The sequence below is a fragment of the Streptomyces sp. NPDC091281 genome (assembly GCF_044757425.1).
In the GTDB taxonomy this organism is placed as follows: Bacteria; Actinomycetota; Actinomycetes; order Streptomycetales; family Streptomycetaceae; genus Streptomyces.
The window spans coordinates 431931-457365 of record NZ_JBIVUY010000007.1; the positions used below are offsets into that span (position 1 = coordinate 431931).

The following is a 25435-nucleotide window of genomic DNA, read 5'->3' on the forward strand; positions in this document are numbered from 1 at the left end:
CGTCCGGGTCGGGTGTCCTGGTCGGGTGTCCGGGTCAGGCGTCGGTTTCGGCGGGGTGGTCCGGGCGGTGCCGGGCGCGGCGTTCCGTGCCGAGGCGGACGTAGTGGTCGAGGAGGGCGGGGTCGTCGACGGCGGACGGGTTGACGACCTGCTCCGCGGGTTCGCCCTGGATGAGCCGTTTGACCGGTACTTCGAGTTTCTTGCCGGTGCGGGTGTGCGGGATGCCCGGCACCTGGCGGATCTCGTCGGGGACGTGGCGCGGCGAGACCTCAGTGCGGACGGCTTCGCGGATGCGCTCGCGCAGGGTGTCGTCGAGGACGGCCCCGGCGGCGGGCACCACGAAGAGGGGCATCCAGTAGCCGCCGTCGGGTTCCTCGACGCCGACGACGAGTGCCTCCGCGACCTCGGGCAGCCGTTCGACGACGTCGTGGAGGTCGGCGCTGCCGAGGCGGACGCCGTTGCGGTTGAGGGTGGCGTCCGAGCGGCCGTGGACGATCACCGTGCCGTGTCCGGTGACCGTGATCCGGTCGCCGTGCCGCCACACGCCGGGATACGTGGAGAAGTAGGCCTCGTGGTAGCGGCTGCCGTCGGGGTCGTTCCAGAAGGACAGCGGCATCGACGGCATGGGGCGGGTGACGACGAGTTCGCCGGGCCGGTCCCGTACGGGTCGGCCCTCGTCGTCGTACGCGGCGAGCGCCACGCCCAGGTGGGGCGCGGAGAGTTCGCCCGCCCACACCGGCAGGACGGGGGCGCCGCCCGCGAAGCCGGAGACGACGTCGGTGCCGCCGCTGATGGAGGCGAGCTGGACGCGGGCGCCGACGTGGTCGCGGACCCAGGGGTGGGCGGACGCGGGCAGCGGGGAGCCTGTGCAGCCGACGGCACGGACCGCCGACAGGTCGTGCGCCGAGGGGTCGATGCCGAACTTGGCCATGCCGAGGAGGTATTGGGGGCTCGTGCCGAAGAGGGTGACGCGGTGGCGGGCGGCGAGTTCCCACAGGACGTCCGGGCGGGCGAAGGGGGCGGGGCTGCCGTCGTAGGTGCAGGTGCTCGCGCCGGTGAGGAGGGTGGAGACGACCAGGTTCCACATCATCCAGTGGGTGGTCGTGTACCAGAGGAGGCGGTCGCCGGGGCCGAGGTCGGACTGGAGGCCGAGGGTCTTGAGGTGTTCGAGGAGGACTCCGCCGTGGCCGTGGACGATGCCCTTGGGCAGGCCGGTGGTGCCGGAGGAGAACACGATCCAGAGCGGATGGTCGAACGGGACGGGTACGCAGTCGAGTCGCTCGGTGCGGCTCGCCGCGTCCTCCCACGGTACGACGAGGGAGGGGACGGCGTGCTCGGGCCAGGGCTCGCCCACGTGCCCGACGAGCACGGTCGCCTTCAGGGTGGGCAGGGCGCGGGCCAGGTCGACGGCCGCGGCGGCGCGGTCGTGGACGGTGCCGTTGAAGAGGTAGCCGTCGGCGGCGAAGAGGACGGCCGGTTCGAGCTGGGCGAAGCGGTCGGCGGCGGCGCGCGGCGCGTAGTCCTGGCCGCACACGGACCAGACGGCGCCGAGGCTCGCGGTGGCGAGGAAGGCGATGATCGCGTGCGGGGTGTTGGGGAGGTAGCCGACGACCCGGTCCCCCGCGCCGACGCCCAGGTCGCGCAAGGTGGCGGCGACAGAGGCGACTTGGGCGCGCAGCTCGTCGGCGGACAGCTCGCGGCAGGCGCCGGTCTCGTCCAGGGCGAGGAGTGCGGGGCCCTCGGTGGGGAGCCGACGCAGCGCGTGGTGGGCGTAGTTGAGGGTGGCGCCCGGGAACCAGCGGGCGCCGGGCATCGTGTCGTCGGCGAGGACCTGCTCGTAGGGGGTGGCCGCGTCGATGTCGAAGTACTCCCAGACAGCGCCCCAGAAGCCGTCGAGGTCGGTGACGGACCAGTCGTGCAGGGCGGCGTAGTCGTCGGGCGGCAGGCCCCTGCGCCAGGTGGCGGCGGCGCGGTGCGCGAAGTCCGCGAGGCGGCTGGTGGCCGCGGTCTCGGGATCGGGGGACCAGCAGGGCTCGGTGGAGGGGGTGGAGGGCGTGGCAGAGGTGGAGGGCGTGGCGGGAGTGGAGGGGGCGGGGGTCTCGTGTGCGGTGGTGCCGGTGGGTGGGGTGCCGTCCGTGGGAGGGGTGGTGACGTCGGTGGGCGGGGTGGTGCCGGTCGGTGGGGTGGTGCCGGTCAGTGGGGTGGTGCCGGTGTCGGTCATGGCGCGCTGCTCCTCGCGGCGGTCGAAGGGAGTCGGTGGCGGATGGCGGCGGGCGGGTGCGGGCCGGGGGTGCGGGGGGCGGGGGTGGGGCCCGCGCGGCCTGGGGTGCGGTCCGGCCGCGCGGGGGCCTCGGTGCGGCGGCGGCCGTTGGTCAGCAGGGGTGCCCAGGCGGTGGCGCCGGTGAAGTCGGCGGCGCCGCGCGGGACGACGTCCATGACGACGCGGTCGGGGCGCAGCAGCGCGGCGTCCGCCCGGCCCGCCCGGAGCCAGGCGGCGAGGGTGCCGTCGTCCCCGGTGTCGGCCACGTGGACGATCCGGGCGCCGAGCGCGGCGGCGAGGGCGCGCAGCGAGGGGGTCGGGGGGACGGCGGTGAGGACGGCGAAGAAGTCCCCGAGGAGCTGGTCGAGGCGGACCCGGTCCCCGGCGCCGGTCCGCGCCCAGGGCTGGGGGGCGCTGGTGCCGGGCAGCCCGCGCGGGTGCCCGGTGCGGCGCTGGACCAGGGGGCCCGCGCGCAGGGCGGGGCTGAGGTCGCGGGCCGCTCGTGCGGTCACGCCGGGAATCCGGGCGGCGGCGGTGACGGCGGTGCGGCGGAGCGCGGCGGCCCGGTCCTGGCCGCCGGTCATGGCCCAGCCGGTGGCGACGGCGAGGCGGACGACGTGCCGGGCGTGCGGCCTGCGTTCCTGCTCGTAGGTGTCCAGCAGGGCCTCGTGCGCGCCCTGGCGGAGGACGCGGGCCAGTTTCCAGGCGAGGTTGTGGGCGTCGCGCAGTCCGGCGCAGAGGCCTTGGCCCACGAAGGGCGGGGTGAGGTGGGCGGCGTCCCCGAGCAGGAAGATCCGGCCCCGCCGCCAGCGGTCGGCGACCCGGGCGCGAAAGGTGTAGCGGGACTGGCGGAGGATCTCGAAGTCCGGGCAACCGTAGGGGATTTCGCCGCTGCCGGGGCTGTCGTGGGTGGTGCCGCGGGGGCTGCCGTGGGCCGTACCGCCGGGGCTGCCGTGGGTGGGGTCGGTCCAGGGGGTGACGAGGGCGCGGAGGCCGGTCTCGTCGAGGTCGGGGCCTGTGGGTCCTCCGGGGAGGCGGAACTCCCAGCGGTAGCGGTCCTCGCCGACCCGCATGAAGGTGGCGGGGCGGTGCGGGTCGCAGACCTGGTCGACGCCCTCCCAGCAGCGCACGGGCGCGGTGGTCCGGATGTCGACGACCGTCCAGGTCTCCTCGAAGCGCAGGTCCTCCCAGCGGGCGCCGACGGTCTCGCGGACGAGGCTCCCGGCTCCGTCGCAGCCGAGGACCGCTTCGGCACGCAGCAGGTGCTGTCCGCCGTGCGGGTCGCGGTACGTGATCCGCACGGGTCCGCCGGTGTCCTGCTCGACGGCGGTCACCTCGGCGCCGGTCCGGAGTTCGGCCTCCGGTCGGCGGGCCAGCGCGGCGCGCAGCAGCCCTTCCAGTGCGGGCTGGTCGAACATGCTGGTCTGCGGGAAGCCGTGGCGGCCGGACGGGGACCGGGGGAACTCGGCGATCACTCGGTGGGCGGCGTCCAGCAGCCGCAGGCCTCGGGAGACGCGGCTGATCCGGGTGAACTCCTTGTCCACACCGGCGGCTTGGAGGATCCGGCAGACCTCGTCGTCGGCGGCGACGGCGCGTGGGAGCGGGTAGGGCTCCGGGTGGCGTTCCAGGACGACGGTGCGGACGCCGTACCGGGCCAGCAGGAGGGCGGCGGTCACGCCCACCGGTCCGGCACCGACGATGACGACGGGGACCACCTCGGGGCCGGTGGTGTCCTCGCCGGGGCCGGTGATGTCCTCGCCGGGGCGGTTGGGGTCCTCGGGGTCCGTGGAGGTGAGGGCCGCCGGGGTGCTCGGGGGCGGGGTGGCCGGGCGGGAGGGGCCCGGCCCTGCGGGGGCGTCGGAGGTCATGCGGCTCGCTCCGGGTTCAATCGGCGTCGGTCACGGCGGTGCGCTGTTCGCCGAGGTCGATCCGCCCGTCGGGGGTGCCGATGGTGGCGGTGACGACGTCCCCGGTACGGAGGTAGCGCGGATTCCTGGCCTGGGTCCTGAAGAAGGCCTTCCACTTGAGCGCGGGCGGCAGCAGCGCGCCGACCTTCTCGACGGCTCTGGGCGGGGCCTTGAGGGCGGTCCCGCCGGGGGTGCCGGTCAGCAGCAGGTCGCCGGGGTCGAGGGTCTGGAAGCGGGCGAGCAGGGTCAGCGCCTGCGCGGGCCGGACGATCATGTCGGCGAGGGTGCGGTCCTGGCGCGGCTCGCCGTTGACGGCCAACCGCAGGCGCAGGCCGGGGAGGTGGGCGAAGTCGCCTGGTTCGAGCAGCGCGAGGTGGGGTCCGGTCGGGGTGAAGGTGGGGTACGACTTGCTCTCGTAGAACTGGGTGCGGGTCAGCTGGACGTCACGGGCGCTGACGTCGTTGGTGATCACCAGTCCGGCGACGTACGAGGGGAGGTCGTCGTCGGTGACGGTGGTGCCCACGGTGAGCGGGGCACCGAGGACCAGGCCCAGTTCCACCTCGTAGTCGAGGAAGCGGACGTGCGGCGGGCGGACGACGGGGTCGCCGGGGCCGCTCACCGAGCCGGAGGCCTTGCGGAAGAAGGCGGGCGGGAAGTCGGCGGGGAAGCCCGAGTCGCGGGCGTGGCTGCGGTAGTTGACCATCTGCGCGACCACCCGGCAGGGCGTGGTGACCGGGGAGAGGACGGTCAGGCCGTCGGCCGGGACGCCGGGGTCGTCGCTCGCGGCGGCTTCGCGCACGGCCGCGCGGTCGGCGATCAGTTCGGCGGTGGTGGCGGCGCGGGTGGCGACCGGGACGGCTCGGTCGCCGCGGCGGACCCACCAGCCGTCGGCGGTGCGCAGGACGTTCGTACTCATGTCGGTGCCTTCGTCGGAGGTGCGGGGCTGTGGGGCGGCGGAGCAGCGGCAGCGGCAGGGGCAGGGGGGCGTACCCGGTGATCGTGGTCAGTGGGGTGCGCGGCTCGTGGCCGGCGGCGCCGCGAGCGAGAAGTGCCTCAGGGTGCGGTGGGGGTCAGGAGTGGGCGGCTCTCAGCAGGCCGATCAGGCGGGCGAGGTCGAGGTCGTTGTCGCCGCGGAGGGCGCTGACGACCTCGCGGATGCGGCGGGGGGAGGGTGAGGCGCCGAGGAAGTCGCGGGTGGCGGGCGGGCCCCACTGGGCGAGTCCGGTGGTGGACATGGGGGCCCAGCCGGGTTCGACGTCGTGGGCGAAGAGGTCGCCGTCGGCGAAGTGCTCCAGCATGAGGCGGTCCGGGTCGCGCCAGTAGTCGAAGAGCTGGCTGCCCTGGATGTGCCGTCCGATGCCCCAACTGCGCCGGTATCCGCGCTCCTTGAGGTATTCGCCACCGGCGGCGATCGCGTCCAGGTCGGTGACCTGGTAGGCGGAGTGGACATAGCCGGTGCCGGGCCCGAGGTGCAGGGCGAGGGTGTGGTGGTCGACCGCGAGTGCCCCTTGGTCGCAACGGAGGAACGCCATCGTCGGGCCGCGGTCGCGCTGTCCGTCGAAGAAGAGGAAGTCGGACACGATCAGGCCGAGCGTGTCCAGGTACCAGTCCAGGGCCCGCCCGAACACCCGTGTCTCCAGCACGACATGGCCGAGGCGCTGGATGCGCGCGGGCTCGCGTGCCGGACGCTGGGCGCTGCCCGTGCGGCGGGGGTCGGTGCCGTGGTTGAGCGGGAGCGGCCGCTGGCCCGGGAGTTCGGGAAGTTCCTCCGCGCAGTGCACGACCCGCACCGGGAAGCCGGACGGGTCGAGCAGGTCGACGCCGCGTCCGCCGCCCGGGACGTCCACGTCACGCACGTCCCCGCCGGTGGCGCGCGCCAGCCGGTCGAGGTCGGCCCGGTCCGCCGTACGGAAGGCCGGGCCGATGAAGCGGGAGGTCCGACCCCGCCGGACGACCGCGCAGGGCGAGCCCGCGAAGGTGCCGCGCAGCCACAGCTCCCGCTCGCCACGGGCGGCGACGGTGAAGCCGAAGTCCCGGGCGAAGACCTCGGCGCGGTCGAGGTCGGGCTTCTCGAACTCCAGCCACGCCAGGTCGGCCACCTTGATCACGGGGTTCCGGGACCGGCCCGGATGCTCACCGCGCAGGGCGCCCCGCTCGCTGTGCAGGTCCTGGTGGGGCGTGGCGTGAGCCGTGGCGTGAGGGATGGCGTGACGGGTGCCAGGGGACGTGAGGTCGAGGTCAGGGGTGGGGCCGGGCGCGGAAGGGGACGGGGGACGGGTCGGCGCGGCCGGGGCCGCGTCGGCGCGGGATTCGGACATGGGTGCCTCCGAGCAACATCGCCGTATTGAGGAAATCATCAACTTTGACGCAATGGCCGTCAAGAGGTCACGAGGGTGAAATGATGAAGTCATCAGAACTGCGATGGCGGCTGGCGGCCCAGATAGACTCACCCGCATGCCTACGCCTGCCCCGCCCAGCAACCGGTTCGAGCGGCGTCGCGCCGAGACGCGGGGCGCGCTCGTGCGCGCGGCCCGGCAGATCCTGGCCGAGACCGGGGACACCGGGGTGAGCATCCAGACGATCGCGGAGCGCGCGGACGTCGGCTTCGGCTCGTTCTACAACCACTTCGCGTCCAAGGCGGACCTGTTCGAGGCGGCCGTGCTGGACGCGCTGGAGGAGTTCGGGCGCTCCTTCGACGCGCGGCTGCGCGGCATCGACGATCCCGCGGAACTGGTCGCGGCCGGATTCCGGCTCAGCGCCCGGATGGCCGAGTCGCACCCCGAGCTGATGCAGGTGCTGCGCCATCGGGGCCTCGGCTATCTGCACACGGAGAACGGCCTGACCGCGCGGGCGCTGCGCGACCTGGAGGCCGGTACGGACACCGGCCGCTTCACCGCCGTACAGCCGGCGGTCGCGCTGACCGCGCTGGGCGGCACCCTGCTGTCCCTGATCGAACTGCGCTTCGCCCGGCCGGAGATGGACGGGGACCTGGCGGGCGCCGAACTGGCGGAGATGGTGCTGCGGATGCTGGGCGTCCCGGCGGCCGAGGCCCACGAGGTCGCCCGGCGCCCCCTGCCCGACCTGGCCTGACACCCCCCAGCCCTAGGTGGTGTCTTCAAATGATCACGGTTGGTTGATCATGGTGTCGTGATACGTCGTCATGAACTGTCGGATGCCGAGTGGGAGTTCGTCCGGCCGTTGCTGCCCGAGTCGTTGCGGGGGCGGAAGCGGCTGGACGACCGCCGGGTGCTGAACGGGATCGTGTGGAAGTTCCGGACCGGGACGGCCTGGCGGGACGTACCCGAGCGCTATGGTCCGTGGGCCACGCTCCACACGCGTTTCCGCAGGTGGGCGGCGGACGGAACGTTCGAGAGGATGCTGCACGCTGCCCAGGCGAAGGCGGACGCGGCGGGCGACATCGACTGGCTGGTGTCGGTCGACTCCACCATCGTCCGCGCTCACCAGCACGCTGCCGGGGCCCGAAAAAGGGGCTCCGCGACCCTGCCCTCGGCCGGTCCAGAGGCGGTCTGACCAGCAAAGTCCACCTGGCCTGCGACGGCCGCGGCCGCCCGCTCGGCTTCGTCGTGACGGGCGGCAACACCAACGACTGCACCCAGTTCACCGCGGTGATGGAGGCGATCAGGGTGCCCCGGACCGGACCGGGGCGGCCCCGGGTACGGCCCGATCACGTCCTGGGCGACAAGGGCTACAGCTCGAAGACGATCCGCGCCTGGCTCCGCCGTCGTGGCATCGCGCACACGATTCCCGAACGGGCCGACCAGGTCCGCAACCGGGCCCGGCGCGGCAGCCACGGAGGCCGCCCGCCGGCCTTCGACCGTGAGATCTACAAGCACCGCAACGTCGTGGAACGGTGCTTCAACCGCCTGAAACAGTGGCGAGGCATCGCCACCCGCTACGACAAGACCGCCGAGTCCTACCACGCAGCTGTCGCCCTCGCCTCACTCCTGATGTGGGCGTGACATTTGACGACAGAACCTAGCACCCTCCCCCCTCCCCCGAAGCCCCCCCCCGGCCCTGGCGCACTCGCTCCGGCCGGTCCCAGCCCCGGACCGGGACAGCAACCGGGACCGGCTCAGACCGTTCCCGCCGCCCCCTCCGTGGCGGCGCCGTCCGCTCCCCCGGGCCGGAAGGTGACCGACCGGCCCGAGAAGTGGGCGGCGAGGCCGTCGGCCGTGGTGGTGACCGAGCGCAGCCGCAGGCCGCCGGGGATGTTCCGCAGCTGGACGGGCTCCTGGAAGACCCGGCCGAGCAGGGCGTTCCCTGCGGCGGGCAGCGCGCCGCCGGTGACCTCGAAGTCCCGGAAGGCGACGCGGTTCCCGGAGAGCGCCGAGACGGTCGTCGTCACGGTGACCTCTCCGGTGAACGGCAGCGCGACGACGGCGCTGACCCGGCCGGGACGGTCGCCCGCGGAGATCTCCAGGCCGAGGGCGTCCGACACGTCCGCGTACGACAGCAGGGCGGTGGCGTCCGCGCGCTCGGCCCGCGCCTCGTCGTCGTCCGCCGACTTGGTCAACCCGTCCATCCGGAGGCGGAGTTCGGAGACGGGCAGCGGGCGGACCGTCCCCTCGGCCGGTATGTCCCGCGCAGTGACGTCCACCTGCCGCAGGGTGCCGGAAGCCGCCTGGGTCAGCACGGGGAATCCGTGGACGCGGACCTGCGGCGGTCGAGGCGTCCCCATCCCGTCCTGGAACGCGGCCGCCGTACGCGACTCGATCCGGGCCGCCGCCCAGCGGTCCACGGCGACGGGGAGCAGCGCGACGGCGAGGAGCCCGGCCACCACGGCGGGCCCCCGACGCCGCCGGACCCCGCGCGGGGCCGGGGTCGCGTCGTCATGAGATCCGGAACGGTACTGAGGCATACGGGACCCTCCTGCGGCGGGTTCGGGGCGAGTGGCGCTCACGGCGCGCGAGGGACGCCGAGCACACCCTCAACATTTGCACATCACTGTGCAGGAAACTAGATTGCTCATGGATGTGCAAATAACGACGACGGTGACAGTGCTCCACAGCACACGCCAGACGCCCCACACAGCAGGCCCAAGGCGCCGACCGTCAGACGTCGGCCGTGGCCCGCCCCCAAGCCACCGGCCCCGCGCCGCCACCCCTGCCGTACAACACGACCACTCCCCTACGGCACAGCCCTCCCGCGCGGCACGCCCCTCCCGTTCAGCACGACCCGTGTCAGTCCCAGGCGTTGAACAGGACGCCGCCCAGCGTGGAGACGCCGTGGTAGCGGACGTGGCGCCACTCGTCCGGGCCCAGCACCGAGGTGTCCGCAGACGACAGCGGGCCCGCGAGGAGGTCCCCGCCGAGGACGGTGAGGCCCGAATCGGTGAAGACATGGGCCCAGGGCGGCGGCGGAAGGAACTCGTCGGCGTACCAGTCCCGTCGGGTACGCGCGAAGGCGATCCAGGGATGGTGGGCGTGACACAGCACGACGCTCTCGCCCGCGCGCCCCGCGAGGGTGGCGGTGTGGAACGTACGGGGGTATGCCTGTTCCTCCACGTCCGTCAGCGCGCCGCCGCCGAGGCGGGCCGCGGTGTGCAGCGCCGTGCGGAACACCCGCAGGTCGGTCGCCGGAAGCGGGCCGTCCGCGGGCCGGTGGAAACCCGTGGCCCCACGCGGCAGAACGAAGCGGTCGCTCTCCCCACGGGCCGTCTCCACCATCGCCCCATTCTGTCGCCCCGCCCCCCTTGCCCGCCCCCTCCCGGCTCGCACTTCGCCCCACGGTGCCCGCTCCCCCGTCCCCGCCCCCCCGCACACGCCGAAGGGCCGCACCCCCGGTTCGGTGGTTCCGGGGGTGCGGCCCTGTCGGGTGCGGTGTGTGGGCGGGGAGGGGGGTGTCGGCCCTCGGGCCCCGCCCGTGCGGTGGCGTGTGCCGCCGCGTACCGCGGCTACTTGCGGATCAGGCTGCGCAGCACGTACTGCATGATGCCGCCGTTGCGGTAGTAGTCCGCCTCGCCGGGGGTGTCGATGCGGACGACCGCGTCGAACTCGACGCCGGTGTCGGTGGTGACCTTCACCGTGCGCGGGGTGGTGCCGTTGTTCAGCTCCTCGACGCCGGTGAAGGAGAAGGTCTCCTCGCCGGTCAGGCCGAGGGAGGCCGCGGACTGGCCCTCCGGGAACTGGAGCGGCAGCACGCCCATGCCGATCAGGTTGGAGCGGTGGATGCGCTCGTACGACTCGGCGATGACGGCCTTGACGCCGAGCAGCGCGGTGCCCTTGGCGGCCCAGTCGCGGGACGAGCCGGAGCCGTACTCCTTGCCCGCCAGGATGGCCAGCGGGACGCCCTGGTCGATGTAGTTGCGCGAGGCGTCGTAGATGAAGGAGACGGGGCCGCCCTCGACGGTGAAGTCGCGGGTGTAGCCGCCCTCGGTGCCCGGCGCGATCTGGTTGCGCAGGCGGATGTTGGCGAACGTGCCGCGGATCATGACCTCGTGGTTGCCGCGGCGCGAGCCGTAGCTGTTGAAGTCACGGCGCTCGACACCGTGCTCGGTGAGGTACTTGCCCGCCGGGGTGTCGGCCTTGATGGCACCGGCCGGGGAGATGTGGTCGGTGGTGACCGAGTCGCCCAGCTTGGCCAGCACCCGCGCGCCGACGATGTCGGAGACGGGGGACGGCTCGTGCGCCATGCCCTCGAAGTACGGGGGCTTGCGGACGTACGTCGACTGCGGGTCCCACTCGAAGGTGTTGCCGGTCGGGATCGGCAGCGCCTGCCACTGGGCGTCGCCCGCGAAGACGTCCTGGTAGGACTTGTTGAACATGTCCTCGCCGATGGCGTTGGCGACGACGTCGTTGACCTCGGCCTCGGAGGGCCAGATGTCCTCCAGGTAGACCGGCTTGCCGTCCTGGTCGGTGCCGAGGGCGTCCTTGGTGATGTCCACCTTCATGGAGCCCGCGATCGCGTAGGCGACGACCAGCGGCGGGGACGCCAGGTAGTTCATCTTGACGTCGGGGTTGATACGGCCCTCGAAGTTCCGGTTGCCGGAGAGGACCGAGGTGACGGCGAGGTCGTGGTCGTTGACGGCCTTGGAGACCTCGTCCGGCAGCGGGCCGGAGTTGCCGATGCAGGTGGTGCAGCCGTAACCGACCAGGTTGAAGCCGACCTTGTCGAGGTAGGGGGTGAGCCCGGCCTTGTCGAAGTAGTCGGTGACGACCTTGGAGCCCGGGGCGAGGGTGGTCTTGACCCACGGCTTGCGGGTCAGGCCCTTCTCCACGGCCTTCTTCGCGACGAGCGCGGCGGCGACCATGACGTACGGGTTCGAGGTGTTGGTGCAGGAGGTGATGGCCGCGACCGTCACCGCGCCGTGGTCGATCTCGTAGGTCGAGCCGTCGGGGGCGGTGACCGTGACCGGGTTGCTGGGCACGCCGTTGCTGGCGGCCGGGGAGTCGGAGGCCGGGAAGGACTCCTTGCCCGCCTCGTCGTCGTCGGCGACGTAGTTGCGTACGTCGCTCTTGAACTGCTCGGCCGCGTTCGCGAGGACGATGCGGTCCTGCGGGCGCTTCGGACCGGCGATGGACGGGACGACCGTGGAGAGGTCCAGCTCCAGCTTCTCGGAGAAGTCGGGCTCGGCCGCCGGGTCGAGCCAGAGGCCCTGCTCCTTGGCGTACGCCTCGACCAGCGCGAGCTGCTGCTCGGAACGGCCGGTCAGCTTCAGGTACTTGATGGTCTCGCCGTCGATCGGGAACGTCGCGGCGGTGGAGCCGAACTCCGGCGACATGTTGCCGATGGTGGCGCGGTTGGCGAGGGAGGTGGCGGCCACGCCCTCACCGTAGAACTCGACGAACTTGCCGACGACGCCGTGCTTGCGGAGCATCTCGGTGATGGTCAGCACGAGGTCGGTGGCGGTGGTGCCGGGGGTCAGCTCACCGGTCAGCTTGAAGCCGACGACGCGCGGGATGAGCATGGAGACCGGCTGACCGAGCATCGCGGCCTCGGCCTCGATGCCGCCGACGCCCCAGCCGAGGACGCCGAGGCCGTTGACCATGGTGGTGTGCGAGTCGGTGCCGACGAGGGTGTCGGGGTAGGCCTGGCCGTTGCGGACCATGACCGTGCGCGCCAGGTGCTCGATGTTCACCTGGTGGACGATGCCGGTGCCGGGCGGGACGACCTTGAACTCGTCGAACGCGGTCTGGCCCCAGCGCAGGAACTGGTAGCGCTCGCGGTTGCGGCCGTACTCCAGCTCGACGTTCTGCGCGAACGCGTCGTGGGTGCCGAACTTGTCGGCGATGACGGAGTGGTCGATGACCAGCTCGGCCGGGGCCAGCGGGTTGATCTTCGCCGGGTCGCCGCCCAGCTCCTTGACGGCCTCACGCATGGTGGCGAGGTCGACGACACAGGGCACGCCGGTGAAGTCCTGCATGATCACGCGAGCGGGCGTGAACTGGATCTCCTGGGAGGGCTGGGCCTGCGAGTCCCAGGTGCCGAGGGAGCGGATGTGGTCGGCGGTGATGTTCGCGCCGTCCTCCGTGCGGAGCAGGTTCTCCAGCAGCACCTTCAGGCTGTAGGGAAGGCGGGCGGCACCCTCGACCTTGTCCAGCCGGAAGATCTCGTACGACTCGTCGCCCACCTGCAGCGTGCTGCGGGCGTCGAAGCTGTTCGCCGACACGACAGTCTCCTTCATTGATGTGCGCGTTCCACCGCATCCTGCCGCCACGCGGGGTTGGCCGATCCGCTAAGGTCAGGCTAAGTTAGGCAAGCCTTAGTGGATTCACCGTGGCGTGACGACCGCAGTACGCCTCGGCAGATATCTCGATGTCGAGATAACTCTAGTACATGAGGGCTGGTTGGTCATGCCCGGGGGGCGGCTGTGCGCTGCGCCACGTCCACGGGCGGGGCGACCCCCAGGGCGAAGCCGGGGCCGGTCCGACGGGGGTCCACGCACCCACCCCACCCCGAGGCACCCTCGCCGCAGCACCCACGTACGACCTGCGCGCGACCCACGCACGACCCACGCGCGACCTGCGCAGAACCCATGCACGGCCCATGCGCGACCTGCGTACGACCTGTGCCCCGCAGGGCGCCACCCCCCTCCGCCACCACACCCGCCGCAACTCCCCCCACCGCAGGGCCCGGTGGGCTGAACAAGGACCGACTCCCCCGGCTCCGGGCGGCTATGAAGCCGGGGCGCGCGGGCATACGGAGGCGGACAGCGTTCCCCAGGGCGGCCGGTGGCGCACCGCGTCCCGCCGCCCCCGGCGAAGGAGAAGCGACCCCATGCCCCTCACCTTCCGCAAGAGCTTCCGCATCCTGCCCGGCGTGCGGCTGAACATCAACAAGCGGTCCTGGTCCATCACGACCGGCGGCGGCTCCCACGGCCCGCGCCACACCCACAGCAGCACCGGACGTCGTACGACATCGATGGATCTGCCCGGTCCGTTCGGCTGGCGCCGCACCCGGCAGGCCAAGCGGCGCTGACGCGATGCCGAGGAGACGTTGACGGGGCATCACCCGGGCGGTCACCCGAACGGACCCCCCGGAAGGCGGCATCTCATATCTGAGATAGCCTCAACCCCATGGCAGACGACTACCTCGTACGCATCGGCAGGCTCATCCGTGACGCCCGGCAGCACCGGGGCTGGACACAGGCGCAGCTGGCCGAGGCGCTCGGCACCAGCCAGAGTGCGGTGAACCGCATCGAGCGGGGCAACCAGAACATCAGCCTTGAGATGATCGCTCGAATCGGTGAAGCCCTGGACAGCGAGATCGTGTCGCTGGGCTACGCGGGACCGATGCACCTGCGCGTCGTGGGCGGCCGACGGCTGTCGGGCGCCATCGACGTCAAGACCAGCAAGAACGCGTGCGTGGCGCTGCTCTGCGCCTCCCTGCTCAACCGGGGCCGCACGGTGCTGCGCCGGGTCGCCCGTATCGAGGAGGTGTACCGCCTTCTGGAGGTACTCAGCTCGATCGGCGTCCGGGCCCGCTGGATCAACGACGGGGTCGACCTGGAGATCGTGCCGCCGAGCGAGCTGGACATGGCGTCGATCGACGCCGAGGCCGCCGTACGGACCCGGTCGATCATCATGTTCTTCGGCCCGCTGCTGCACCGCATGGACAACTTCAAGCTGCCGTACGCCGGTGGCTGCGACCTCGGTACGCGGACCATCGAGCCGCACATGATCGCGCTGCGCCGGTTCGGGCTGGACATCGCGGCGACGGAGGGGCAGTACCACGCCGTCGTCGACCGGGGCGTCCGCCCGGACCGCCCGATCGTGCTGACCGAGCGCGGGGACACCGTCACGGAGAACGCGCTGCTGGCCGCGGCCCGGCACGACGGCAGCACCGTCATCCGCAACGCCTCCTCCAACTACATGGTCCAGGACCTGTGCTTCTTCCTGGAGGCGCTGGGCGTCCGGGTCGACGGCATCGGGACGACGACGCTGACCGTGCACGGCGTGCCCGACATCGACGTGGACGTCGACTACTCCCCCTCCGAGGACCCGGTCGAGGCGATGAGCCTGCTGGCCGCGGCCGTGGTCACGGAGTCGGAGCTGACGGTGCGCCGGGTGCCGATCGAGTTCCTGGAGATCGAGCTGGCGGTCCTGGAGGAGATGGGCCTCGACCACGACCGCAGCCCGGAGTACCCGGCGGACAACGGCCGCACCCGGCTGGTGGACCTCACCGTCCGGCCCTCCAAGCTGGAGGCGCCGATCGACAAGATCCACCCGATGCCGTTCCCCGGACTGAACATCGACAACGTGCCGTTCTTCGCGGCGATCGCGGCCGTGGCCCAGGGCAAGACCCTCATCCACGACTGGGTCTACGACAACCGCGCGATCTACCTCACCGACCTCAACCGCCTCGGCGGCCGCCTCCAACTCCTCGACCCGCACCGCGTCCTGGTCGAGGGCCCCACCCGCTGGCGCGCCGCCGAAATGATGTGCCCCCCGGCCCTGCGCCCCGCCGTCGTCGTCCTCCTCGCCATGATGGCCGCCGACGGCACGTCGGTCCTGCGCAACGTCTACGTCATCAACCGCGGCTACGAGGACCTCGCGGAACGGCTGAACTCGATCGGGGCACAGATCGAGATCTTCCGGGACATCTGATGTGCAGATGCCGCCGCACACCGTCTGACCTGCTACTTAGCGGGTCAGGGAGGGGCGCGGCGGCAGCTGTGGGACTCTCTGGGACTTTGAGCCTGCGGCGGGCTACGAGCCACGCTGCAGGGGCTCTGGCTACCGGCTACGGCCGCAGCTACGCGAAGATCGCGTCGATGGCGGCGCTGCCCCGTACGCCGGCGCGGGGCAGGAAGCGGGAGTACTTCCGCAGCGTGAACCCCGGGTCGGAGTGCCCCAGCCAGCGCGCCAGGGAGACAACCGATTCCACCAGAGTCTGGGCCGGAGTCGGGTCGTCCCAGGGCAGCGTGACGGGCACCGGCGCGAATTCCTTCATGTGCTGCCGGAGGGCACAAGCCACGCTGGCCGGCAGGGGCAGGTCCCGGACCTTGCGTCTCTTCGGGAGCGCGAAACACAGCTTTGCTCGCACCATTTTGACCTGCCGCCGGACGTGCACGATCTCCTTCTCGAAGTCGATGTCATCCGCTGAGAGACCAAGCCCTCCCCTTGGCGGAACCCGAGACCTGCTCTGATCATAGGGAGAAGCGGGTAGCGATCCGGCAGGGCCTCCCGCGCTGCCAGGGCCCGTTCGGCCGGCCACGCCTCAACCCTGCCGGGGGGGCGCGGGCGGGGCCCGACCGTGCTGGACCAGCATGGGTCGCGTCCGAGGCGACGATCTTCGACGGCCGCCTGGAGGACGTTGGAAAGGGGTGCCCAGACCAGACGGATGAAGGTCGGACCGAAGTCCTTCTCCAGCCTCTTCTTCCAGTACCGCAGGACGTCCGTGCCGATGGCGTTGAGCGGCCGGGCACTCAGGTGGGGAACGATGTGGCGGCGTACCCTCCGCTCGATCCGCTCGATGGTGGACAGGTCATCGCTCTGGGTGGGCCACCAGTGGGTCGCAATCTAGTCCTTGAGGGAGATGGCTCCGTCGCGGGGATCGACGAATTCGCCTCGTCGTGCGTCGGTCCGGGCCTGGGCGAGCCAGGTCTTGGCGTCCTGGAGTGCGTCGAAGGAACGGTCCTTGACGCCGGGAATGCCCTTGACTCGGCGGCGGGCTCACTGACCGTACATGGCGGTGCGGTCGCGTTTGCTGGTTTTCGGGTGCGGCCGCCGCTTCAGCCATCGGTATTCCGTGTAGTCGGCCCGGTGGAACTCCCCAGACGCATCGAAGTCGTAGTCGTCACGGTGGTTGGGCAGTCTCCCGTGGTCACCGGCGGCATCGCCTTCGATATCGCGGTCGTCGGCGTCACGGATGGCGAAATGGAGGGCAAGCTCCTGCGCCGTGCAGGTGGGCTCTGGCCGCTCGCCACGTTCGAGGTCACTGGCGAGGTCGGCGGCGGCCTGGCTGATCGAGGCGGCGGTGACCGGTGTCCGCCGGATCAGGGCGAAGACGGCCGACCCGGTTGCGCTCTCCAAGCTCTACAGAACCGCCGACGTCGACCGCGCACTCGGGACCGCGGCGACGGTCAGCCGGTTCGCGGACGGTGACCTGCTGTCGATCCTCGGCCACCAGGGCGAGCACGACCGCGTCGAGCCGATCCGCCGCAGCGAGGACCACAGCCTGCAGCCGGGTACCTCCGCCTGGTCGGGCTTCGGCTCGGCCTGAGCCGTCCTACTCCTCGACCAGGCCGCTGGCGAAGGGGAAGTTCTCCAGGAACTCCCGTCGGCCTGGGTCCTGCTCGGCCTCGGCCAGGTCGGCGAGCACGGTCAGGAACCGCTCGCGCTGGTCCTGCGGCAACTGCCCGAGCACCCAGCTCACGCTCTCCATCATCTTCACCGCGGAGTCGGGGTCCACCTCGTCGTCCTCGCAGCTGTCGAGGAACCGGACGACGTCGACGACGAGTCCGGCAAGGACGGGCACCAGCGAGTCCGTGTCAGTCATCCGGGCAACCTATCCGACGCCCATGACAGCAAATCCACCATCCCGGCCGACGGGCACTCGACGTCGCCCCCGACCTGGGAAGAGCACCTGTTTCATGAACGACAGTCCTGCCCAAGCAACCGCGACGCAGCCTCGCATACAAGCACCCGCCTGCGCGGTCGCCACGACGTCCGGCGCCGCGTTCGACGAGGCGATCGCGCTGACCCGCAGGTTGAAGCTGCCGCACATCCGCCGGGCGATGGCCGAGATCATCCCGACCGCGAAGGCCCAACGCTGTGATCCCGCCCAGATCGTGAGGGCACTCTTGGCCGAGGAGGCCGTCGGCCACGACGCGGCCAACCTCCGCACCCGCCGGGCCTCCCGACCGGCAAGTCCTTCCACATCTGGACCGAGTAGGCGTCTTCGATCCCGGTCCCCACGCAGTCTGCGCTGTGAACTCTGGAACGGGTCGGGCGGCGCGAGAACCTCTGCGCCGTCGGACCCTCCGGCACTGGAAAGTCGCACTTCAGCGAGGCGCTCGGCCAGTCGGCCGTCGACGCCGGGACGACGTCGCCTGGTTCACCATCGAGGACCTCAGCGCCCTGATCCGCCGTCACCGCGTCGACGACTCCGTCTCGAAGGCGATCTCCCGGATCACCCGAACCGATTTGATCATCGTTGACGACATCGAACTCCTCCCGGTCCCGCCGGACGCCGCCGAAGGCTTCTACCGTCTGGTCGATGCCGCTTACGAACGGCGGAGTCTGGCAGTCAGCAGCACCCTTCATCCGTCCGGATTCGACGAGATCATGCCCGAGAACCTCGCCACCGCGACCGTCGACAAGCTCCTGCATCACGGGCACGTCGTCGTCACACAGGGCGACAGCCACCGCCTCGCCGAGGCGACCACCGGACGAGGTGTCGTCCCTCTCCGCTGCCCCAGAGGCGAGGGAGTCAACTGTCCGCGAGCGGGGAATTCCTCATGTCCCCTGGCACTCGTTTTCGACCAAGGGAACCGTCTCCACCAGAAGCTTCACGTGCTTGTCCATTCGTCGGGGGTCGACGTGCCCAGTTCCGCCCTCCGCTTCCTCAGGCAGCAGTTGCGGCGCCACCGCCGCGCGATCGGCTACCGGTGGCGGCGCCTGAGCGCGGGCCGCCAGGCCCTGCTCTCCCTCGCCCATCTCCGAATGGGACATACCTATGCCCAGCTCGCGGCCGGGTTCGGCATCGGCACCACGACGGCCTACCGTTACGTCACGGAGTCCGTCGAGCTTTCTGCCGCTCTCGCCCCCAGTCTGGCCGAAGCGGCGCAGACCGCGCCGACGAAGGCCTATCTCCTCCTCGGCAGCACGCGGCTACCGGTCGACCGCATCGGCGCGGACCGGCCGTTCCACTCCGAAGCAGAAGAAGCACGGGATGAACGTGCAGGTCCTCGCCCCCCTTCGGCCAGTTGCTGTGGGCGTCACCGGCCTTGCCCGGCGCTGTCCACGACGTCCGCGCGGCCCGCGAGCACGGCATCGTCGACGCCCTCGCCGAGGCAGGCATCCAGCGCTGGGCCGACAAGGGATACCGAGGTGCCGGTGGCACGGTATCTGACCAGCTCAGGTCGAAGATGGAAGGCTCACTGTCGGCGCACCGAGAGTGGGACAGCCTCTCTGCCCGCTGTGCGGCGTCCAGGCCGCCGCCGATCGGCCCGGACGTAATGGTGTCTTCAGGACCGAGTCTCGAGCTGGGGCGCGATAGGTGCCTCGCCCCCCTCCCCCCTGATCAGTCCTTCACAGCCGCCCAGAAGTCTTGGATCTGCGGGATGTCGGAGTTCTCATCAAGGATGTTGGCGGCGCCGAACTGCAACCTCAGTTTGATCTTCCTTGAGCCTTTCGCGGAGAGCTTCTCGCGGCGGGCGAGGCCGGCGTAAGTCAGCCTGTCCACAAAAGGCTTCCACTCGCCTGAGTACTCCTGAGTCCACTTCAGCCGGTTCTCGTCTGGTTGATGGTTGTCCTTGAGGATCAGCGTCGAGGAGGCGTACTCGACAAGGTTCTTCAAGTAGTAGCGAGCGGCTTCCACAGGTACCGGCACGACTGTGCCGAACGCCTCTGGTGCATCGATGATCCCTACGCCCCGCGTGTTCAGCGCCTCAAGAATCTCCGGACGGCGGTAGAAGAAAAGGCTTGGCCGAAATAGAAGTTCCATCAGGTCCCCGTGCCGTACGCCCCGCAGTCCTGAAAGGTCCGACTGATCCGCGCCAGCGGTGACCTTCTTGACCCTCGTCTGGTCGAGCTGGATCTTCCATCCGGTACCAGCAGGAAGGGTCAATGACTCCAGCTGGCAGTTGACCAGGGAGGCATTACCCACCTTGGTGTGAGCGAGATCGAGCGGGTCGGCGAACGCAGCATCGACAATTGGCCGGTCAGGCATCTCGGCAGTCTTGCGGATGAGCTCGGCCCACATGGCACCCAGATTGGTGGCGGTTGTGTCACGGGAAGCGGCACTGGCCTGGACGGATGGCAGCCGCACGTCCGCCAAGGCGCCCACCAGCAGCTCAGCATCCACTGCTGCCACTACACCACTCACCGTGCCCGTGCGCCATTCCGATCTGCCCAACAACCGCTGGAAGGCGGAGAAGCGACCCGCACGAAGATGCCTCCCGACAATCCCGGCCAAAAAGTTGTCGAAGAACACCTCGTGCTGGAATCTGAACCTGCTGGGTCCGCGCGTCGCCGCATCTGTGGCAAGACCGCACAACACCTGGAGGCGCTCCCGAAGGCCCTCTCGGTCGTCCAGGTCATCGATGCCCAAGGCCGTGGCAGCAGCGAACTCCAGGTCGGTGGAGTCAATTTCCCTTTCACGACCGTCCACCATGATCTCGGCTACATGCTCGAAGGTGCGTCGCAGTTCATCTCGGTTCATGAGCCCCGAAGCGCCATCCGCCTGATAGGACAGCTTCCGTTCCTCCCGCACCAGGTAGTGGTTCAAGAGCTTCTCGGTGAACGAAGGACCTTCTGTGTCCGATTGTTCATAGTCGCCCGACCGGCACATCTCGGCGAAGGCCCGCGCGAAGAAGGGTAGCCCCAGTAGCTCTTGGTCTCGGGCCGGCAAGCCCTCGAAGCGGGCGGCCGATACACCGTAGTCGTCCAGGAACGACAGGATCTCCGCCGGGGTCCACCGCAGCACCTCGGCGATACTGTGGCGCACCGAGGCACTTATCACCTTACTTGCCCGTTGCACACTCGATCGATACTGATTCATGTAGTAGGAGGAGCGGGCTGAGACGACGAGCACCCCCCGCCCACCCAAAGCGTTAAGCCAGTCCTGCAGCGAGTCGATCGCGTCGCTATATGCCGCTCCGCCCAGGAGTTCATCGAAGCCGTCGATGAGAAGTGCAATGAGCCCTCTTCCGCAGAGGACCTTGACACGTTCCGCGGTAAGGTTCTGTGTGAGCGCAACTGCATGGTTGACGGCCGCGTCCAAGTCGTCAAGAACACGTCCTGTTGATTTGACATAGAGGAACAGGGGCTTATCTTCCTGGCGCTGCTCTACTTCCCGCGACCGATCCAGAGCAGCCTTGACCATTGCCCGGGTCTTACCGATGCCGGCTTCTCCGTTGACAAAGAAGACCTGGGTCTGGCCTGTCTCGACCCCGAGATCCGCGTCAACGTCGTCGATCAGTTGAGAGAACGTCTTCTTCTGCGGGTTGCCTCTGTCGTATTCCGTAACCTCGACACGGGCCTCCCGGTGGCTACCCACGTCCGGTTGCCAGCCGAGTTGCTCGGCTTCCTCTCCGGAAAGTTGCCGCTCCACCTCCTCCAGCTTGTATCGGAGACGGCTGGCCACGATGGGCCAGTTGGATAATTTGCGCAGGTAGACCCGATACGGCACCCAGTCACGCTCGTCCCGCCACTCGTACCCGTCAGGGCCGACGCGGAAGTAGTCTCTGCGCAGCTGGGCGCCCTCACTGACGGACTTACCCCACTCGTAGCCGAAGCCCTGGACGTGATCGAAGTACTGGGGAGGTGTGCCGACAACATCTGCGAAAGCCTTGAGATCGTCCGCCACCTCAGCCCGGAAAATCTCACGCGGATCTTCCGGCTTGCTCTTCGATTTCAACAACAGATCCAAAGAGGCGACGAGTTCCGTATCGCTGGGGCGAGAGCGATAGTTGGCCGCCCCGAAGGCAAGATAATCAGGCCCATTTCCGGCGTATCGGGCATACACGTACCAGCTGCCATCTGGCCTCGCGTACATGAACGGCCACAGAGAAACACTGGCGTCTTCCCAGGCCACCACGGGTTGCAACTCCTGGCTCCCGTTGTCTGCGAGAGTGACCACGGCCTCGGACAGACACTCCGCAATGACATCGGAGATCGCTCGCACGAGGGCGTCCACGACGGGGGACAGCCCCTCCGGGATAGCACCACCATGACTGAGGTGGTCACGGAGGTTCTTTGTCGCCCGGAGTTCCGGAGGAGCCGCAGGGATTCCCCCGTCGTACAGGGTCAGCGCATCGGTGATTGCCTGGACGACGCGCTGTCCCGGAGAACCGGAATCGGTGCCAAGCAGGCGAGCCCGCAGATCCCGGAGCAGCGAGATCCACTCTCCGAGCCCGGGCGACCTGCCGATCTTGACGTGGGGGAGTCCGGACGCCCGCACCGTTGAAAGAGCCAAGAGAGCCAGGAAGCGTGCTTCGAAGTCGAGAGCAGAGAGGCTCTCCTGCACGCTCCGGGACACCTCTGGCGATCTCGATGCGTACGCGCCTTCCATCCGACGGAAAGCTTCGACGGCCGTGCGATTCACCGATCACCTCGAAACTGGGAAGTAGCAGCGTCGTGCTCCCATGGGGGTTGTGCAGGAAAAATAGCACCAACTGGTATCCCATGAACGGGTCTTGTGCCTTGCGGAACGGGCTCGCAGGAGCCCTTTGCCGTTCCGGGCCGAGCCTGTCGCGCCGACACTCGATCGGCGTCGTCGCTCTCGACGTGCCACCGGCGGTGGACCTCACGAAGGACCAACGGATCCTCGATTGCTTCCCGTTCCTGGGCTCGCCGGGACATATCCGGGCCGTCAGGTCGAAGCCGAGCAGCGGGATCTCGTCCGGGTCGACATCCTCGGACGAGGACCGGCCTTCCAGGAGGCCGAAGAGGGCTTGAAGGGGGCTCCGTTGCCCAGTTCCAGAGGGTGAACAGCAGCGCGTACGGCTCCTCGTGCCACTCCGGGTCGGACTCCACGGGCCGGTCACCTGCCCATTAGGCATCTCGAAGGGGAACGGGTCACCGCGATGTTCTCCACGATGCCGCCGTCCGGCGAGAGGCTCAGAGAGCGGCGGAGGCGGCCCTCCTCCCCGACCGCGAAGGCAAGTCAATCCGAGACGCTGTGCACCGCGTGCAGGATCACGCGACGGCCCGCGGCGGCTTCCAGGAGGTGAGCCGGGAACTCCGACGGGCGGTCGAACATCAGGCGCGCCGATCACAGACCAGGGCCACCCACGGGAAGCTCGCCGCGTACGTGAGGCGCTCGGGCGGATCCGTCGATTCGCCCAGGGCCTCGCCCTCCGTCGGCTTCATCCCCCAGCCCGGGAAGACCTGGGCGATCAACGCAGCCGTTCCCCCAGCCGTCGGCTCGGGCTTCCCGCAGTGCCGAGGCAACGTCTCCGTCCACGTACGCCGGTAGCGCCGTCTTCGCTCTCATGCGACGCACGCTAGCCCCCACCAGCGGCATCCCCGCCGTCCCGAAAACGTCGGAAGTTTCGGGAGCGGCCAGCGGTTGGATACGTTAGCGCAGGTCAGAGCCACCCCACTCCCCCACCCACGCCAGTGCCTTCCAATCGCCTGCTCCGTCCCACTCAGCGATCGGGTCGGCACAGACGCTGTCCGAACAACGCTTCGACACTCTGTACCGGGGTCGCCGCTGGGCGACGAACGGAAGTCGTGATCCGCCGCGGCGTCACGACCGAGTAAGGGCCAGGGCCGAACGTCCCCCATCGCGCGGAACACGCTCCTGCCTGTACGGCCCATGCCCTGGCCGGTGGTCGACGACGAGTCAGCGTCAGACCGGAACAGGGAAAGGCACCAGATACGCTCCCGGTCCGCGAGGACACTCGTCATCATCCCCTCCCCACGCACTTCGGCGTCACCACGGTCACCACCGAGGAGATTGCCACCGCGATAAGCGCTGTCCTCGAGCACCGGAAGTTCGTCCTGGAACCTGTGCCACGGCGCTGGCCGCCCTCACGTCCGGCCGCCTGGAGCACCATCAGCGCCGGGTGGGCGCCGTCGCCGAAGACGACTCCGTGAACTCTGATCGCTCAGCGTCGAGCGGCAACTGGTCCGCCGTTCAGTCCTGCCGGCCAAGAACCGCCTCGCCAAGATGGGTCAGGCGATGCAGGGTCAGATTGTCCCGACGTTCGGCCGCGATCAGCCCGGACCTACGCAGCACACCGAGGTGGCGGCTGACAGAAGGGTGGGAAAGGTCGAGCCGACTCGATATGTCACCGATGGACACCGGTGACCGCAAGGACCCGAGTACGTTCGCGCGGGTCTGCCCGAGTAACTCGCTCAAGGCGGCAGCACGGTCGTCCTCCTGCTGCTGCCAGAGTCCGGCCGCGGGGTCGTGCGGAGGCGAGACGTTGTAGAGAAGGACGGGCGCCCCCTGTCCGCCTGTCTCCGCGTCGACGACCATCGGTTCGGGCGCGAACAGCGACGGGGCGATGACCAGACCTTCGCCAAGAAGGTCGGCCTTCAGTCCTTCCTGGTTGTTGTCGACACGAAGGACCGGAGTACTCCAACTCACTGAAGGATGTAAGTCGTTCAGGACTGCCTCCACGCCGCCGGACAGAACGGCCCGCCCCCTGGCCTCGCGTTCCAGTTCCAGGTAGTTCCGGATGCGCCCCCAGAACGGCTTCACCGCGACCGAGCTGAAGCGGCGCGCGTCGATGCCGGGAGCTGCCCGCGGTTCCCGCGGCGAGCCGCTGATCGGCACGCCCGGAACACCGGAACTCCGCAGTCTGCGCCGTACCTTCATGCGCCATTCCGCGAACTCGTCCGGACGGGCGTCCGCGTACCTGAGTTCGGCGAACCGGGATTCAAGATCGGGACCGAGCGAACCGGCGAAGCGGATGCGGGTGAGATCCTCCACCGTGAGGTGCAGACGAACCAAGGCGGTGCCCCCTCAACTCGACTCTTGCGCTGCTTGCACTGTGGCGACACCGGCCACCAGGGCCCGGACGCGTGCTTAGCGTCCGTATGCGTCAGGCGGCCAAGGCCCGGTTCAGAGCAATGCGGGCCGTGACCGACCACGCCGGACAAAGAGGTCGAAGGATGTGCCCGCCCCGAAACCGGGAAGCCTCGCCCGGTCCGCCTGGACCGTATCCGCGACAAGGTCGTCGAACTGTGATGTGGCCGCCATTCCATGCCCCCCTGTCAGCCGGTGTGTCGTCGATGATCCGACGCGACCGTACGCACGCCCTCGGCGGGTCACCGCACCCTCCGCGGTCAACGGAGTCGGTGCACGAAGCAATGGACACCCAGCACAGGTAGCCGCCGCAAGCACTCGGACCGTACTCAGCGGATGAAAAGGTGTCAACCAATCCGCTGGCGCTCCGGTTCGCGGTCTCGTGCCTGGTCAACGCTGTGCGCGGCCCCCTAGGCGCCTGTCACTCCCGACGCTTGGCGAGTTTGCGCCAAAGGCACTCGAGGAGCCGTACGACGCTTCCCAAGGCAGCGGCCAGCCATCTAAGTTGAGGACAATGTTCCGTCCGCTGGACATGGAGAACAATCGCGCGCGGGAGTTGGAGACTTGGTCAGGAGCAACAGCGAAGACAGCGGCAAGGCGAACTCGTCCCCTCTGGCTCGGCGACTCGAAGACATCGTCAACGCGTACTACCGGGGCAACCGACCTCCCTACAGCAAGATCGCTGAGGAGATCCGCGAGAGCACCGGGCGCCACTTTTCCGCTACCTACCTGTGGGAACTGGCGACCGGCCGAAAGCGGAACGTGACACGCGATCATCTCCGCACCCTCGCAGAGCATTTCGGCGTCACCCCGGACTACTTCACCGACGAGGAGGTGTCCGAGAGGGTGAGGCGCCAGATGGAGTTCGCCGTCGCTCTGGCGAACAACAAGGCGCGTACGCTGGCCTTTCGGGCCGATGGGCTGTCCGAAGCGGGCCTCGACGCCCTGCTCGCCCTCGTGAATGCGATGTCCGACGACTCCGAGTCACGGGGACGTCCACACCGTGCCGACCAATAGGACCCATGCGAGAAAACGGGGCAGCAACGCTAAGTGAGACCACGAGGGCCACGCCCGCGCGTGCGGGAGCCCGAGCGTCTTTGACACC

Annotated in this window: 19 protein-coding genes and 3 pseudogenes; 8 read left to right on the top strand and 14 right to left on the bottom strand. The window is 69.8% G+C overall.

All coding sequences use genetic code 11. The features are described from left to right. Positions 1–34 precede the first annotated feature (34 nt). The 4 genes from ACIQPQ_RS21010 to ACIQPQ_RS21025 all read right to left on the bottom strand — a co-directional run bounded on the left by ACIQPQ_RS21010 (position 35) and on the right by ACIQPQ_RS21025 (position 6275). On the bottom strand, positions 35–2221 hold the full coding sequence (locus ACIQPQ_RS21010) for an acetoacetate--CoA ligase (RefSeq protein WP_401305822.1): 2187 nt from the start codon (positions 2219–2221) through the stop codon (positions 35–37). Further along, on the bottom strand, positions 2218–4128 hold the full coding sequence (locus tag ACIQPQ_RS21015) for a bifunctional 3-(3-hydroxy-phenyl)propionate/3-hydroxycinnamic acid hydroxylase (protein ID WP_401305824.1): 1911 nt from the start codon (positions 4126–4128) through the stop codon (positions 2218–2220). Before ACIQPQ_RS21015 ends, ACIQPQ_RS21010 begins: the two co-directional genes overlap by 4 nt. A gap of 16 nt (positions 4129–4144) precedes the next feature. Beyond that, complete coding sequence (locus ACIQPQ_RS21020) at positions 4145–5083, bottom strand: fumarylacetoacetate hydrolase family protein (RefSeq protein ID WP_401305826.1); 939 nt, start codon at positions 5081–5083, stop codon at positions 4145–4147. Positions 5084–5237: 154 nt separating this feature from the next. Further along, entirely contained in the window at positions 5238–6275 is a 1038-nt protein-coding gene (locus ACIQPQ_RS21025) for a VOC family protein (RefSeq protein WP_401305914.1), read from the bottom strand. Between the two features lie 346 nt (positions 6276–6621). On the opposite strand from ACIQPQ_RS21025, the gene ACIQPQ_RS21030 reads away from it, so the two are divergent. Together ACIQPQ_RS21030 and ACIQPQ_RS21035 are read left to right on the top strand one after the other, a co-directional pair. Beyond that, positions 6622–7257, top strand: a complete 636-nt coding sequence (locus tag ACIQPQ_RS21030; RefSeq protein WP_401305828.1) for a TetR/AcrR family transcriptional regulator — start codon at positions 6622–6624, stop codon at positions 7255–7257. 60 nt (positions 7258–7317) lie between these two features. Continuing rightward, positions 7318–8147, top strand: a protein-coding gene (locus tag ACIQPQ_RS21035; RefSeq protein WP_401305916.1) for an IS5 family transposase whose coding sequence is annotated in 2 segments (ribosomal slippage) — positions 7318–7647 and positions 7650–8147 — 828 coding nt in all. Because the reading frame shifts where the segments join, the coding sequence is not laid out codon by codon here. A 113-nt stretch (positions 8148–8260) separates the two neighbouring features. On the opposite strand, the gene ACIQPQ_RS21040 is transcribed toward ACIQPQ_RS21035, so the two are convergent. The 3 genes from ACIQPQ_RS21040 to acnA form a co-directional block, all read right to left on the bottom strand. Beyond that, positions 8261–9046: a DUF2993 domain-containing protein gene (locus ACIQPQ_RS21040; RefSeq protein WP_401305830.1), complete on the bottom strand. Its 786-nt coding sequence runs from the start codon at positions 9044–9046 to the stop codon at positions 8261–8263. Positions 9047–9368: 322 nt separating this feature from the next. Further along, entirely contained in the window at positions 9369–9854 is a 486-nt protein-coding gene (locus ACIQPQ_RS21045; RefSeq protein WP_401305832.1) for a hypothetical protein, read from the bottom strand. Between the two features lie 227 nt (positions 9855–10081). Further along, a complete protein-coding gene (gene acnA / locus ACIQPQ_RS21050) occupies positions 10082–12796 on the bottom strand; it encodes an aconitate hydratase AcnA (RefSeq protein ID WP_401305834.1) in 2715 nt (904 codons plus the stop codon). A gap of 608 nt (positions 12797–13404) precedes the next feature. Here acnA and ACIQPQ_RS21055 point away from each other — a divergent pair. Further along, positions 13405–13605: a DUF4236 domain-containing protein gene (locus tag ACIQPQ_RS21055; RefSeq protein ID WP_401305836.1), complete on the top strand. Its 201-nt coding sequence runs from the start codon at positions 13405–13407 to the stop codon at positions 13603–13605. Positions 13606–13703: 98 nt separating this feature from the next. After that, on the top strand, positions 13704–15233 hold the full coding sequence (locus ACIQPQ_RS21060) for a helix-turn-helix domain-containing protein (protein WP_383781924.1): 1530 nt from the start codon (positions 13704–13706) through the stop codon (positions 15231–15233). 148 nt (positions 15234–15381) lie between these two features. Here the strand turns inward: ACIQPQ_RS21060 and ACIQPQ_RS21065 are convergent, their stop codons facing one another. Together ACIQPQ_RS21065 and ACIQPQ_RS21070 are read right to left on the bottom strand one after the other, a co-directional pair. Next, entirely contained in the window at positions 15382–15561 is a 180-nt protein-coding gene (locus ACIQPQ_RS21065; protein ID WP_401305838.1) for a hypothetical protein, read from the bottom strand. A 740-nt stretch (positions 15562–16301) separates the two neighbouring features. Continuing rightward, positions 16302–16661, bottom strand: coding sequence for a hypothetical protein (locus ACIQPQ_RS21070; RefSeq protein WP_401305840.1), 360 nt, complete (start codon positions 16659–16661; stop codon positions 16302–16304). Between ACIQPQ_RS21070 and ACIQPQ_RS21075 the strand changes: the two genes are divergently transcribed. Then, positions 16606–16851: a hypothetical protein gene (locus tag ACIQPQ_RS21075; protein WP_401305842.1), complete on the top strand. Its 246-nt coding sequence runs from the start codon at positions 16606–16608 to the stop codon at positions 16849–16851. The two genes, ACIQPQ_RS21070 and ACIQPQ_RS21075, sit on opposite strands and share 56 nt — an antisense overlap. A 6-nt stretch (positions 16852–16857) precedes the next feature. On the opposite strand, the gene ACIQPQ_RS21080 is transcribed toward ACIQPQ_RS21075, so the two are convergent. After that, positions 16858–17127 carry a hypothetical protein gene (locus ACIQPQ_RS21080; RefSeq protein ID WP_401305844.1) on the bottom strand — a complete coding sequence of 90 codons (270 nt, stop codon included), beginning with the start codon at positions 17125–17127 and terminating at the stop codon, positions 16858–16860. A gap of 438 nt (positions 17128–17565) precedes the next feature. Between ACIQPQ_RS21080 and ACIQPQ_RS21085 the strand changes: the two are divergent. Together ACIQPQ_RS21085 and ACIQPQ_RS21090 are read left to right on the top strand one after the other, a co-directional pair. Beyond that, positions 17566–17948, top strand: a pseudogene (locus ACIQPQ_RS21085) (ATP-binding protein); the annotation flags it as partial. 195 nt (positions 17949–18143) lie between these two features. After that, positions 18144–18766 (top strand): annotated as a pseudogene (locus ACIQPQ_RS21090) (transposase family protein); the annotation flags it as partial. 107 nt (positions 18767–18873) lie between these two features. Here ACIQPQ_RS21090 and ACIQPQ_RS21095 read toward each other — a convergent pair. The 4 genes and pseudogenes from ACIQPQ_RS21095 to ACIQPQ_RS21110 all read right to left on the bottom strand — a co-directional run bounded on the left by ACIQPQ_RS21095 (position 18874) and on the right by ACIQPQ_RS21110 (position 24255). Continuing rightward, positions 18874–21819: a hypothetical protein gene (locus ACIQPQ_RS21095; protein WP_401305846.1), complete on the bottom strand. Its 2946-nt coding sequence runs from the start codon at positions 21817–21819 to the stop codon at positions 18874–18876. Positions 21820–22335: 516 nt separating this feature from the next. Then, a pseudogene (locus tag ACIQPQ_RS21100) lies at positions 22336–22554 on the bottom strand (DUF6928 family protein). Then, entirely contained in the window at positions 22554–22694 is a 141-nt protein-coding gene (locus tag ACIQPQ_RS21105) for a DUF6928 family protein (RefSeq protein WP_401305848.1), read from the bottom strand. The pseudogene ACIQPQ_RS21100 and the gene ACIQPQ_RS21105 overlap by 1 nt, the downstream one beginning before the upstream one ends. A gap of 739 nt (positions 22695–23433) precedes the next feature. Then, positions 23434–24255 (bottom strand): ArsR/SmtB family transcription factor, encoded by an 822-nt coding sequence (locus ACIQPQ_RS21110; RefSeq protein WP_401305850.1) that lies wholly within the window; start codon positions 24253–24255, stop codon positions 23434–23436. 639 nt (positions 24256–24894) lie between these two features. Between ACIQPQ_RS21110 and ACIQPQ_RS21115 the strand changes: the two genes are divergently transcribed. Further along, positions 24895–25347, top strand: coding sequence for a hypothetical protein (locus ACIQPQ_RS21115; RefSeq protein ID WP_401305852.1), 453 nt, complete (start codon positions 24895–24897; stop codon positions 25345–25347). Positions 25348–25435: the final 88 nt, after the last annotated feature.